This window comes from Tatumella sp. JGM130 (genome assembly GCF_018257525.1).
GTDB lineage: Bacteria > Pseudomonadota > Gammaproteobacteria > Enterobacterales > Enterobacteriaceae > Tatumella > Tatumella punctata.
The window spans coordinates 62,106-73,623 of record NZ_JAERJS010000007.1 but is presented as its reverse complement, the minus strand read 5'-3'; the positions used below and the strand labels follow the sequence as shown (position 1 = coordinate 73,623).

Genomic DNA, 11,518 nt, shown 5'->3' with positions numbered 1-11,518 from the left:
TATCGCGTTAAATGGTGTGATATCCCGGAGAGTATTACCGGCATCTGAAAAGGAGAATAAGATGAATACGCTGAAAAAGGATTGGCATACTGCCGATATTATTGCTGCCCTGAGAAAGAAAGGTACCTCTCTGGCCGCTGTCTCGCGAAATGCCGGACTCAGTTCTTCAACACTGGCTAATGCCTTATCCCGCCCATGGCCTAAAGGCGAATGGCTGATAGCCAAAGCAATTGACATCCATCCTGCCGAAATCTGGCCCAGCCGTTATTACCATCCGGTAACCCATGAATTACTGGACAGAGAAAAACTGATGCGTCGTCTGCCACGTAATCAGCAACCGCATCTCCCGCCAGCGTAATTTTCTGCGGCGATAAAAAAGGCCTGTGCATAAGCAACAGGCCTTGTAGCTGATGGTCCGGTAACGGATTATTCAGCCTGAGAAGCGTCTTCTTCGCCGCGTACACGCTCGATATTTGCACCCAGCGCACGCAGTTTATCTTCTATACGTTCGTAGCCACGATCAATATGATAAATACGGTCAACGAGGGTTTCACCTTCGGCGATACAGCCCGCCAGCACCAGACTCGCTGAGGCACGTAAATCTGTTGCCATCACCTGGGCACCGGAAAGTTTATCCGTACCGTGACAAATCGCGGTATTACTTTCAATCTCAGCATGGGCACCCATCCGAATCAGTTCAGGGATGTGCATAAAACGGTTTTCAAAAATGGTTTCAGTAATGACTCCGGTGCCTTCGGCAACCAGATTGAGCAGGGTAAACTGGGCCTGCATATCCGTCGGAAAACCGGGATGCGGTGCAGTACGAATATTCACCGCTTTCGGACGACGTCCGTGCATATCGAGACTGATCCAGTCCTCACCGGTAGCGATATCCGCACCGGCTTCCCGTAATTTTGCCAGTACCGCATCCATGGTGTCCGGACGGGTTTTGTGGCAAATCACTTTACCGCCGGAAATGGCCGCCGCGACCAGGAAGGTGCCGGTTTCGATACGGTCAGGAACTACTTCATAACTGCCTCCCCCCAGACGTTCAACCCCTTCAATGGTGATTCTGTCGGTACCGGCACCACTGATTTTTGCGCCAATGGCATTCAGGAAACCGGCAGTATCGGCAATTTCCGGCTCACGGGCAGCATTTTCGATCACGGTGGTACCGGTCGCCAGGGTCGCGGCAGTCATAATTGTCACTGTCGCGCCGACACTGACTTTATCCATGACAATATGCGCGCCTTTCAGGCGGCCTTCGACAGAGGCTTTAACATAGCCCTCTTCCAGTCTGATCTCAGCACCCAGCTGTTCCAGTCCGCTGATGTGCAGGTCGACCGGACGGGCACCAATCGCACAGCCACCAGGCAAAGAGACCTGACCCTGACCAAAACGAGCCACCAGCGGACCCAAAGCCCAGATTGAGGCACGCATGGTTTTTACCAGGTCATAAGGAGCACAGAAAATATTAACCTCGCTGGCATCCAGATGAACAGCGCCATTACGTGTGGCTTTCACACCCAGCTGACCCAGTAATTTCATGGTCGTATCAATGTCACGCAATTCAGGGACATTGTTGATTTCTACTGGTTCTTCAGCCAGTAAAGCTGCGAACAGAATCGGCAGCGCTGCATTTTTTGCTCCGGAAATGGTAACTTCACCACTTAAGCGGGTCGGACCCTGCACTCGAAATTTATCCATTAACACCGATCTCAATTAGCATTTATAAAAGGTACTGACCTGCCGGCCTGCGTTTACCTGACTAACAGGCTCAAAAGCCGCTCAGTTTACGATCCCGGGCCCATTCAGCCGGGCTATAGGTCTTAATTGATACCGCGTGAATACGGTTATCCGCGATATACTCCATCAGCGGAGCATAGACGGTCTGTTGCTTTTTCACACGGCTCATGGTTTCAAAAATATCACTGACGGCGATCACCTGGAAATGGCTGCCATCACCACTGACATGTACTTCGTCCAGCGACAGTGCCTGCATCAGGACTGCCTGAATCTCATTATTTTCCATTGCTTTTAGCTTCCGATAATAATAATCAGCCCATATCTTATTAGAAAGTGGCATTATCTTAAATACACAAAAGCCCCCGTGACTGCCGGGGGCCTGAGAGGGAAAAGGCTGAGGTCAGGGGGTTTCCTGAGAAGAAACAATAATATGTTGCAGATTATACAGAGTGATTAATGACTGTAATTTGTCAGATATCCCCGTGAATGTCAGCACTGCTCCGTGGCGGCGGACAATATCCTGCAAATGGATCAGCAGTGCCAGTCCGGATGAGTCGACCCGCTCCAGACCGGAAAGATCAATGTCACTGATCCCCTGCATTACCGTATCGCGTTGTTCCCACAACGGCAGCAAAGTTTCATGATCCAGTTTTCCGGTCAGCCGCAGCGAAGCAGCCTGTTGCTGCCAGTGGAGTTCAGCATTCATCAGTTTTGCTGACCCAGAGTAATCGGCTGTGCTGCATAGGTTTTTAACCGCGCGGTTAATCCGTCAATACCCTGAGTCCGTAACAGATCACCCCACTCATTCTGCTTAGTGGTGATCATACTGATACCTTCTGCCACCATATCGTAGGCCTGCCAGGCACCGGTACGGGTATTTTTACGCCATTGGAAATCCAGACGAACCGGAGGACGTCCATTCGGGTCAATGATAGTGACGCGGATAGCGACAATATTGGCATTACCCAGCGGCTGTGCCGGCTCGATTTGATAAGTCTGACCGTGATACATCGCCAGCGCCTGCCCGTAAGCCTGTGCCAGATAATCACCAAATGCTTTGTAATACGCATCGCGCTGTGCAGGGGTTGCTTCATTGTAGAAACGTCCCAGCACTAATGCACCGGCATATTTTACCTGGACATAAGGCATCAGCTCTTCACGTACCACATCACGCAGATAGTCAGGATTTTGTTTGATTTTTGCCTGGTCATTTTTCAGACGGGTAAAGGTTTTCGCCGCAGCCTGATTCATCAGTGTGTAAGGATTACTCTGATCGACAGAATCTGCTGCCTGTGATGCCGCAACAGGCAGAATAACCAGCAATGCTGCCATAATTAAACGCTTAAATAACATAAACTTATCCTCTTAATGGGCCGGTACTGCTGCAGACGAACTGTCAGCACCTGCCGGTGAACTCTTATCACTACTACTGTTGCCGTTTTTATACAGGAACTGGCCGATCAGGTCCTCAAGTACGATGGCTGATTTGGTATCACGTAAAGTATCGCCATTTTTCAGGATCGAAGATCCTAAATCCGGGTCATTAAAGCCCAGATTAAGCGCCAGAAATTGTTCCCCCAGCAGGCCCTGGGTACGGATAGCCAGCGAACTGGTGTCAGGGATTTTTCCGGCATAAGCATCATCAATCGCCATGGTAACTTTCGGGGATAATGTACTGTCGTCCAGAGAAATATTGGTGACACGACCGATAACTACCCCGCCAATTTTTACCGGAGAGCTGACCTTCAGACCGCCGATATTGTCGAAAGTGGCATACAGTTTCCATGTCGGCTCGGTACCAAAAGATTTAAGGTCAGCGACACGCAGACAAAGAAACAGCGCCGCGGCCAGCGCCAGTAACAGGAAAATACCTACCCAGATTTCACTTTTTTTACTTTGCATTGCGTTAATTCCCAAACATCAGTGCTGTCAGCACAAAATCTAACCCAAGGATGGCAAGAGACGAATGAACTACGGTTCGTGTCGTCGCACGACTGATACCTTCAGAAGTCGGCACCGCATCATAGCCATTGAAGAGTGCTATCCATGAAACGGCGATCGCGAAAACAATACTCTTGATGACACAGTTAACAATATCCATACGGAAATCGACGGCACTCTGCATCGCCGACCAGAAGAACCCCGCATCAATGCCCTTCCAGCTGACACCGACCAGTGCGCCACCGGCAATCCCTACCGCCGTAAACATAATCGCCAGCAACGGCATGCTGATGACCCCGGCCCAGAACCGGGGTGCCACTACCCGTCTCAGAGGATCGACAGCCATCATCTCCATACTCGACAGCTGTTCGGTCGCTTTCATCAGCCCGACTTCGGCGGTCAGTGCTGAACCGGCCCGGCCGGCAAATAATAACGCCGTCACCACCGGTCCCAGCTCACGTAATAACGATAACGCGACCAGCATACCGAGACTGGTTTCCGCGCCGTAGGTTTGCAAGACCAGGTATCCCTGTAACCCCAGCACCATGCCAATAAACAGGCCCGATACCAGGATGATCAACAGAGAAAGCACACCGACACTATAGAGTTGTTTCACCACCAGCCGACTGTGTTTTGCAAATTCCGGTTTCCCCACCAGGGCATGGAACAACATGACGCCTGCACGTCCGAATGACGCACAGCTTTGGATCCCCCAGCGCCCTAATGATGCTAATGCTTTCAACAACATGAATTTAATGTCTCCCGGGGCTAAGCAAATCGGTGAGATAATCACCGGCCGGATACCTGAAAGGTACCGGGCCATCCGCATGACCATCAATAAACTGCCGAACACGTGGATCCGTATTTTTCCGTAACTCTGCCGCGTCTCCCTGGGCAATCACATGCTGGCCCGCCACGATATAAGCATAATCCGCAATACTGAGAACTTCAGGTACATCATGGGAAACCACAATACAGGTCAGCCCCAGAGCATGATTAAGTTCATCAATCAGCTTCACCAACACCCCCATAGTAATAGGGTCCTGACCGACAAATGGTTCATCGAACATAATCAGTTCCGGCTCAAGAGCAATAGCACGGGCCAGGGCAACACGCCTCGCCATGCCCCCGGACAGTTCAGCCGGAGTCAGTTTTTCTGCCCCCCGTAACCCGACAGCTTCCAGTTTCATCATCACGGTACTGTGCAGAAGTGCCGGCGGCAGAGAGGTGTGTTCCCGCAATGGCCAGGCCACATTCTCATATACACTTAAATCCGTGAAGAGTGCCCCTGACTGAAACAGCATGCTCATTTTCTTGCGGACTTCATACAGCTTACTACGTGACAGGCTAGGAATATTTTCATTATGAAAGAAAATATCTCCGTTATCCGGCTGTAACTGACCACCGATAAGACGTAATAAGGTGGTTTTACCGATACCGGAAGGCCCCATAATGGCAGTAATTTTTCCTTCAGGCACCGTTAAAGAAATGTCATCAAAGATTTTTCGGGATCCGCGGGAAAAGCTCATTCCCCGGATTTCAACCAAACCTTTTTGTTGCTGGACCATGTTAACCCCTCACAGGTGACCGGGAATTTTAGTTATCTATGATGCCAGTACGGAGAAGGGCATCTTGTCATTTTTACAGAAAATTACAGGCTGTTTTTGTGTAATTCCGTCATAAAATTTACTTTTCACGTTTCGGCAGTCAAAATCATCGTTTGTTTACTGTTGATCTTACTTTTTACTGTGATGCAGTCAGGCTGTATTACGGGCTTTTGGCAAAGGAATTCCCATGCTTGTCGCTATTGTTCTGCTGGTTCTCGGCTTACTGTTGCTGGCCTATGGCGCAGACCGTCTTGTTTTTAGCGCATCTATTCTTTGCCGGACGCTGGGGATCCCGCCCCTGATAATCGGGATGACTGTCGTCGGTATCGGCACCTCATTACCGGAAATCATACTTTCACTGTCCGCCGCACAGCATGGTCAGCGGGATTTTGCCGTGGGGATCGCTCTCGGGTCAAATATCACTAATATATTATTGATCCTCGGCGGTGCCGCATTACTCCATCCTCTGAAAATACACTCTGCTCTGCTGCGCCGTGAACTGCCACTGATGTTACTGGTCACATTACTCAGCGGGTTATTATTAGCCGATAATATGCTGACCCGCACCGAAGGTGCCTGCCTGTTAGTCATGGCAGTGGTTTATCTGTGGGGTATTCTCCGTATCGCGGGCAAAACTCAGGCATCCACCGGAGACCAGCTGACACGCGAACAGGTCGCAGAATTACCCGGCGAAGATGCCGGTAATACAGTCGCTTTCCTCTGGCTTGGGGTCGCTCTGGTATTATTACCGGTCGCAACAGGGATGATCCTCGATAATGCGACAGTGGTCGGCGATTATCTGGGGATCAGTGAATTAGTGATGGCATTAATTTTTATCTCCATCGGTACCAGCCTGCCCGAGCTTGCCACCGTTATTGCCGGTACTCTGAAAGGTGAAGGGGATATTGCCGTCGGCAACCTGTTGGGTGCTAACATTTATAATACCGCGATTGTCTTAGGGCTGCCGGCATTAGTCTCTCCCGGCAGTATCGACAGCAATGCATTCTCCCGTGATTACTGGATTATGCTGGGCGTCAGTACTGTTTTTGCGTTGATTTGCCTGAAGAAAAACCGGACTATCGGCAGGCTGACCGGCGCTGTTTTACTCTGCGGATTTTTTATCTGGGTCGCCATACTCTGGTTTTGCCCGATGATTAATGATTTTTAAAAGGACGCGCTGAAATGTCTGATCAATCACCCACTACCGGTTTTGATTTTAAGGAAGCAGGCAGGAAAGTTCTGCGTATCGAGCGTGAAGGTCTTGCGCAACTGGAACAATACATTAATGCAGACTTTTCCCGTGCCTGTGAAATACTATACCAGTGCCAGGGAAAAGTCGTCGTGATGGGGATGGGCAAGTCGGGCCATATTGCCCGCAAAATGGCTGCCACCTTTGCCAGTACCGGGACCCCGTCTTTCTTCGTTCATCCGGCCGAAGCCAGTCACGGTGACCTGGGGATGGTCGGCCGTGACGATGTGGTGATTGCTATTTCCAATAGTGGTGAGTCACATGAAATTCTGGCACTGATCCCGGTGATTAAGCGCCTCAATATCACCCTGATTTGTATCAGCAGCAGGCCGGAAAGTGCGATGGGAAAAGCAGCCGATTTGCACCTGACAGTCAAAGTTCCTGAGGAAGCCTGTCCGCTAGGGCTGGCCCCGACGACCAGCACTACCGCCACCCTGGTGATGGGTGATGCCCTGGCCGTCGCGTTGCTGGAAGCCAGGGGCTTTACCGCCGAAGATTTTGCGTTGTCTCATCCCGGCGGAGCTCTGGGGCGTAAACTGTTATTGCATGTCAGTGATGTGATGCATTCAGGAGACGAAATCCCCTGTGTGTCGCGCCATGCGACCCTGCGCGATGCCTTACTGGAAATTACCCGCAAAAAACTGGGTATGACAGTGATTACGGAAGACGATATGACCATTGCCGGTATTTTTACAGATGGTGACCTGCGGCGGGTCATTGATATGGATATTAATTTCCAGTCCACCCCGATTGCTGAGGTGATGACACCCGGCGGGATCCGCGTGCCAGCGACAATTCTGGCTGTCGATGCATTAAATATAATGCAAAACAAAAACATAACCTCACTGCTGGTTGCCGATAACAATCGTCTTGTGGGTGTGATACATATGCACGATATGTTGCGTGCCGGTGTTGTCTGAGAGGGAAAGCGAGATGAAAGATAAACTCCCCATTGATACATGCTACGGGCCTGTCAGCCCGCAGATCATGGCCAGTGCTGAAAAAATAAAATTACTGATTTGCGATGTCGATGGGGTAATGTCTGATGGCCTGATTTATATGGGAAATAATGGTGAAGAGCTGAAAGCATTTAACGTCCGTGATGGCTATGGTATTCGCTGTCTGTTAACCAATAATGTTGAAGTTGCTATTATCACCGGCAGAAAAGCCGGACTTCTGGAAGACCGCTGCCAGACGCTCGGCATCAGACATTTGTATCAGGGCCAGTCAGATAAGCTTTTGGCCTTTGCCGACCTTCTGGATAAACTGTCCCTCAGTCCGGAACAGGTTGCCTATATCGGGGATGACCTGATTGACTGGCCAGTAATGGAAAGATCAGGACTCAGTGTGTCGGTCGCTGATGCCCATCCGTTGTTAATTCAGCGTGCCGATTACGTCACCCGTATTAATGGCGGACGTGGTGCGGTGCGTGAGATTTGTGATGTTATTTTAATGGCACAAAATAAATTTGAGGATGCCAAAGGGTTATCAATATGAGTACAAGCAGGCGCTGGATTACCCTTCTGCTGGCAATTATTGCGGTAGTACTGATTGGCTGGAACCTGACAAACCAGGATACCCCGCCTTCTTCGGTGGTGCAGGACGATCAGAGTCCGACCTATACCATCGCTACCTCTGACACTGTGGCCTACAACCCGGAAGGCGGGCTGGCATATAAGCTCGATTCCGACAAAGTGTCATATTTTGATACCCCGCAGGTCAGCTGGTTCGATAATCCGGTGATGACCACTTACGATCAGCAAAAAGCCCCTGCCTGGTCGGTAAAAGCAGATAAAGCAAAATTAACTAAAAACCGGATGCTGTATCTTTATGGTCATGTTGAAGTTAACGCCCTGAATGCAGATGCAAAGATTGAACGTATCATTACAGATAATGCGCAGGTGAATCTGGTCACTCAGGATGTTACCTCTGATGACCAGGTCACCTTGTATGGTCAGGGGTTCCAGTCCACCGGAATGAAATTACGTGGCAATTTACGGGCCAAAACCGCCGAATTAATTGAAAAGGTCAAAACCGATTATGAAATTCAAAACCAAAAAAAATAGCTTCAGGTTGCTGGTGCTGGCAACACTCCTGAGCTGTAGCCTGCCCGCGCTGGCTCTGACTGGTGACTCGGATAAACCCGTAAACATTACCTCAGAAAACCAGTCTATGGATATGCAGGGCAATGTCGCCACGTTCACCGGTAATGTCATTATCACTCAGGGCTCCATCAAAATTACGGCGGACAAAGTCGTAGTCACCCGGCCAGGCGGAGACAGTCAGAAGACACTGGTCGATGCTTTCGGCTCCCCGGCAACTTTCTACCAGATGCAGGATAACGGCAAACCGGTCAAAGGCCGCGCCAGCAAACTGCATTACGACCTGGCAAAAGACCTGGTTGAACTTACCGGTAATGCCTATATCGAACAGCTGAACAGTAATATTAAAGGCGATCGAATTACCTATCTGGTGAAAGAACAGAAAATGCAGGCCTACAGCCAGGGGCAGCAGAAACGGGTCACCACAACCCTGATGCCTTCTGAGTTGCAGAACAATAACACCACCGCACATCCTAAACAGAGTCAATAATCGTTATGGCGACTTTAATTGCACAGAATCTGGCGAAAGCTTACAAAGGGCGGCGGGTCGTTGAAGATGTCAGCCTGGAAGTGAAGTCAGGCGAGATTGTCGGATTGCTCGGCCCTAACGGAGCTGGTAAAACCACCACTTTTTACATGGTGGTTGGGATCGTACCGCGTGATGCCGGTAAGATTACTATCGACAATGAAGATATCAGTCTGCTTCCGCTGCATGCCCGCGCGAGGCTCGGTATTGGTTACCTGCCACAGGAAGCTTCTATTTTCCGGCGGTTAAGTGTGTACGATAACCTGATGGCCGTGCTGCAAATCCGTAAGGATCTGAATGCACAACAACGGGCTGATCGCGCCAATGAACTTATGGAAGAATTTCATATTGAACATTTGCGTGACAGTATGGGACAGGCTCTCTCCGGGGGGGAACGACGCAGAGTGGAGATTGCCAGAGCTCTGGCAGCAAACCCTAAGTTTATTCTGCTGGATGAACCTTTTGCCGGTGTTGACCCGATTTCGGTCATTGATATCAAAAAGATTATTGAGCACCTGCGGGACAGCGGCCTCGGGGTACTGATTACGGACCATAATGTCCGTGAAACCCTTGCAGTCTGTGAACGCGCCTATATTGTCAGCCAGGGTAAACTGATCGCTCACGGTACTCCGGGTGAAATTCTGGCAGATGAACATGTAAAACGTGTTTATCTGGGTGAAGAGTTCCGGCTCTGACTCTGTTAATGTGTTCTTATTGAATTTTTTTCGGGAAATGCACTTCTTACTATGAAGCAAAGTTTGCAATTCAGGCTCAGCCAACAACTGGCAATGACCCCCCAGTTGCAACAGGCGATACGACTGTTGCAGCTTTCCACGCATGAGTTACAACAGGAATTGCTGGTCGCGCTGGAAAGTAATCCCTTGCTGGACCAGGCTGAGTTACTTAATGAAGTTGATTCTGAGGAGTCGGGTGAAACCGCTTCTCTGGATACCCGCGAAGCATTAGAACAAAAAGAGATGCCGGAAGAATTACCTCTGGATGCCACCTGGGATGAAATTTATACCGCCGGTACGCCTTCAGGTACCGGCACCGATTATCAGGATGATGAACTGCCCGTTTACCAGGGTGAAACCACCCAGTCACTGCAGGATTACCTGATGTGGCAGGCCGAACTGACCCCGTTCAGTGATACGGACCGGGCAATAGCAACATCGATTATCGATGCCATTGATAACACCGGTTACCTGACAGTTCCGCTTGAGGATATTCTCGAGAGTATTGGCGATGACGAACTCAGTCTGGAAGAAGTGGAAGCCGTTCTGAAACGGGTCCAGCACTTTGACCCTGTCGGTGCAGGTGCCCGTGATTTAAAAGACTGTCTGCTGGTTCAGCTGTCACAATTCAGTCCTGATACACCGATGCTGGAAGAAGCCCGTCTGATTATCAGCCAGCATCTGGACTTACTGGCGAGTCACGATTTCCGCAGTCTGATGCGTGTTACTCGCCTGAAAGATGATGTGCTGAAACAAGCCATGTTACTGATTCAGTCTCTGGATCCCCGCCCCGGCCAGTCAATTAATACGGGTGACTCCGAATACGTTATTCCTGATGTACTGGTGCGCAAAGTTGCCAATCGCTGGGCGGTCGAACTGAATACGGACAGTCTGCCAAAACTAAGAATCAATCAGCATTATGCAGCAATGAGTGGTGGCGCCAGAAATGACAGCGATAACCAGTTTATCCGCAGTAATTTGCAGGAAGCCCGCTGGCTGATCAAAAGCCTTGAAAGCCGTAACGATACTCTATTGCGGGTATCACGCTGTATCGTGGAGCAACAGCAGGCATTTTTCGAGCAGGGTGAAGAATATATGCGGCCAATGGTTCTGGCTGATATTGCCCGGGCCGTGGAGATGCATGAATCAACGATTTCCCGGGTTACGACCCAAAAGTATCTGCACAGTCCGCGCGGTATTTTCGAACTGAAATACTTTTTCTCCAGCCATGTCAGCACCGAAGGTGGCGGCGAAGCATCATCAACCGCTATCCGCGCGCTGGTAAAAAAATTAATCTCGTCAGAAAATCCGGTAAAACCCTTGAGTGACAGTAAACTCACCTCTATGTTATCGGAACAGGGTATTATGGTTGCGAGACGTACCGTCGCTAAATATCGTGAATCGTTATCTATTCCGCCATCAAACCAGCGGAAACAGTTGCTTTGATGCCCTGAAGCAGGGCTTATGCACTGGCAACAACAGTCATTGGCGGCGCCGGTTGACCCGCCCATGCAACAGATGTGAAACGAGACAGGTTTTATATCGATGTATCCATAAAAAGAAAGCAGTTAACGCCAGCCTGCGGCTGCTTTCGTTCACTACCTAAGGTAACG

Annotated in this window: 15 protein-coding genes; 8 read left to right on the top strand and 7 right to left on the bottom strand. The window is 50.0% G+C overall.

Annotated elements, in window-relative coordinates; all coding sequences use genetic code 11:
• Positions 1-61 precede the first annotated feature (61 nt).
• On the top strand, positions 62-358 hold the full coding sequence (locus JK211_RS05275) for a helix-turn-helix domain-containing protein (protein WP_212707626.1): 297 nt from the start codon (positions 62-64) through the stop codon (positions 356-358).
• A 68-nt stretch (positions 359-426) separates the two neighbouring features.
• Here the strand turns inward: JK211_RS05275 and murA are convergent, their stop codons facing one another.
• From murA to mlaF, 7 genes are all read right to left on the bottom strand, one after another.
• Positions 427-1,707, bottom strand: a complete 1,281-nt coding sequence (gene murA / locus JK211_RS05270; protein ID WP_212707625.1) for a UDP-N-acetylglucosamine 1-carboxyvinyltransferase — start codon at positions 1,705-1,707, stop codon at positions 427-429.
• 70 nt (positions 1,708-1,777) lie between these two features.
• Positions 1,778-2,032 carry a BolA family protein gene (ibaG, locus tag JK211_RS05265; RefSeq protein ID WP_212707624.1) on the bottom strand — a complete coding sequence of 85 codons (255 nt, stop codon included), beginning with the start codon at positions 2,030-2,032 and terminating at the stop codon, positions 1,778-1,780.
• A 114-nt stretch (positions 2,033-2,146) separates the two neighbouring features.
• A complete protein-coding gene (gene mlaB, locus JK211_RS05260; RefSeq protein ID WP_212707623.1) occupies positions 2,147-2,452 on the bottom strand; it encodes a lipid asymmetry maintenance protein MlaB in 306 nt (101 codons plus the stop codon).
• Positions 2,452-3,099: a phospholipid-binding protein MlaC gene (gene mlaC / locus JK211_RS05255; RefSeq protein WP_212707622.1), complete on the bottom strand. Its 648-nt coding sequence runs from the start codon at positions 3,097-3,099 to the stop codon at positions 2,452-2,454. Before mlaC ends, mlaB begins: the two co-directional genes overlap by 1 nt.
• Positions 3,100-3,111: 12 nt before the next feature.
• Complete coding sequence (mlaD, locus tag JK211_RS05250; RefSeq protein ID WP_212707621.1) at positions 3,112-3,648, bottom strand: outer membrane lipid asymmetry maintenance protein MlaD; 537 nt, start codon at positions 3,646-3,648, stop codon at positions 3,112-3,114.
• A 4-nt stretch (positions 3,649-3,652) separates the two neighbouring features.
• Complete coding sequence (mlaE, locus tag JK211_RS05245) at positions 3,653-4,435, bottom strand: lipid asymmetry maintenance ABC transporter permease subunit MlaE (RefSeq protein ID WP_212707620.1); 783 nt, start codon at positions 4,433-4,435, stop codon at positions 3,653-3,655.
• A gap of 4 nt (positions 4,436-4,439) precedes the next feature.
• Complete coding sequence (gene mlaF / locus JK211_RS05240) at positions 4,440-5,255, bottom strand: phospholipid ABC transporter ATP-binding protein MlaF (protein WP_212707619.1); 816 nt, start codon at positions 5,253-5,255, stop codon at positions 4,440-4,442.
• A gap of 226 nt (positions 5,256-5,481) precedes the next feature.
• Between mlaF and JK211_RS05235 the strand changes: the two genes are divergently transcribed.
• From JK211_RS05235 to rpoN, 7 genes are read left to right on the top strand one after another with little or no spacing between them, the layout of a single operon-like run.
• Entirely contained in the window at positions 5,482-6,462 is a 981-nt protein-coding gene (locus tag JK211_RS05235) for a calcium/sodium antiporter (protein WP_212707618.1), read from the top strand.
• A gap of 14 nt (positions 6,463-6,476) precedes the next feature.
• Complete coding sequence (gene kdsD / locus JK211_RS05230) at positions 6,477-7,463, top strand: arabinose-5-phosphate isomerase KdsD (RefSeq protein WP_212707617.1); 987 nt, start codon at positions 6,477-6,479, stop codon at positions 7,461-7,463.
• A gap of 13 nt (positions 7,464-7,476) precedes the next feature.
• On the top strand, positions 7,477-8,040 hold the full coding sequence (kdsC, locus tag JK211_RS05225; protein WP_212707616.1) for a 3-deoxy-manno-octulosonate-8-phosphatase KdsC: 564 nt from the start codon (positions 7,477-7,479) through the stop codon (positions 8,038-8,040).
• Positions 8,037-8,609: an LPS export ABC transporter periplasmic protein LptC gene (gene lptC, locus JK211_RS05220; RefSeq protein WP_212707615.1), complete on the top strand. Its 573-nt coding sequence runs from the start codon at positions 8,037-8,039 to the stop codon at positions 8,607-8,609. Before kdsC ends, lptC begins: the two co-directional genes overlap by 4 nt.
• Positions 8,584-9,135, top strand: coding sequence for a lipopolysaccharide ABC transporter substrate-binding protein LptA (lptA, locus tag JK211_RS05215; RefSeq protein ID WP_212707614.1), 552 nt, complete (start codon positions 8,584-8,586; stop codon positions 9,133-9,135). Before lptC ends, lptA begins: the two co-directional genes overlap by 26 nt.
• Positions 9,136-9,140: 5 nt before the next feature.
• Positions 9,141-9,866 (top strand): LPS export ABC transporter ATP-binding protein, encoded by a 726-nt coding sequence (gene lptB / locus JK211_RS05210; RefSeq protein WP_212707613.1) that lies wholly within the window; start codon positions 9,141-9,143, stop codon positions 9,864-9,866.
• Positions 9,867-9,917: 51 nt separating this feature from the next.
• Positions 9,918-11,351: an RNA polymerase factor sigma-54 gene (gene rpoN, locus JK211_RS05205; protein WP_212707612.1), complete on the top strand. Its 1,434-nt coding sequence runs from the start codon at positions 9,918-9,920 to the stop codon at positions 11,349-11,351.
• The last annotated feature ends 167 nt before the right edge of the window (positions 11,352-11,518 follow it).

Excerpts from the sequence above, each read along its gene's own strand:
- JK211_RS05275 (WP_212707626.1), top strand. The coding sequence starts at position 62 with ATGAATACGCTGAAAAAGGATTGGCATACTGCCGATATTATTGCTGCC.
- murA (WP_212707625.1), bottom strand. The coding sequence starts at position 1,707 with ATGGATAAATTTCGAGTGCAGGGTCCGACCCGCTTAAGTGGTGAAGTT.
- ibaG (WP_212707624.1), bottom strand. The coding sequence starts at position 2,032 with ATGGAAAATAATGAGATTCAGGCAGTCCTGATGCAGGCACTGTCGCTG.
- mlaB (WP_212707623.1), bottom strand. The coding sequence starts at position 2,452 with ATGAATGCTGAACTCCACTGGCAGCAACAGGCTGCTTCGCTGCGGCTG.
- mlaC (WP_212707622.1), bottom strand. The coding sequence starts at position 3,099 with ATGTTATTTAAGCGTTTAATTATGGCAGCATTGCTGGTTATTCTGCCT.
- mlaD (WP_212707621.1), bottom strand. The coding sequence starts at position 3,648 with ATGCAAAGTAAAAAAAGTGAAATCTGGGTAGGTATTTTCCTGTTACTG.
- mlaE (WP_212707620.1), bottom strand. The coding sequence starts at position 4,435 with ATGTTGTTGAAAGCATTAGCATCATTAGGGCGCTGGGGGATCCAAAGC.
- mlaF (WP_212707619.1), bottom strand. The coding sequence starts at position 5,255 with ATGGTCCAGCAACAAAAAGGTTTGGTTGAAATCCGGGGAATGAGCTTT.
- JK211_RS05235 (WP_212707618.1), top strand. The coding sequence starts at position 5,482 with ATGCTTGTCGCTATTGTTCTGCTGGTTCTCGGCTTACTGTTGCTGGCC.
- kdsD (WP_212707617.1), top strand. The coding sequence starts at position 6,477 with ATGTCTGATCAATCACCCACTACCGGTTTTGATTTTAAGGAAGCAGGC.
- kdsC (WP_212707616.1), top strand. The coding sequence starts at position 7,477 with ATGAAAGATAAACTCCCCATTGATACATGCTACGGGCCTGTCAGCCCG.
- lptC (WP_212707615.1), top strand. The coding sequence starts at position 8,037 with ATGAGTACAAGCAGGCGCTGGATTACCCTTCTGCTGGCAATTATTGCG.
- lptA (WP_212707614.1), top strand. The coding sequence starts at position 8,584 with ATGAAATTCAAAACCAAAAAAAATAGCTTCAGGTTGCTGGTGCTGGCA.
- lptB (WP_212707613.1), top strand. The coding sequence starts at position 9,141 with ATGGCGACTTTAATTGCACAGAATCTGGCGAAAGCTTACAAAGGGCGG.
- rpoN (WP_212707612.1), top strand. The coding sequence starts at position 9,918 with ATGAAGCAAAGTTTGCAATTCAGGCTCAGCCAACAACTGGCAATGACC.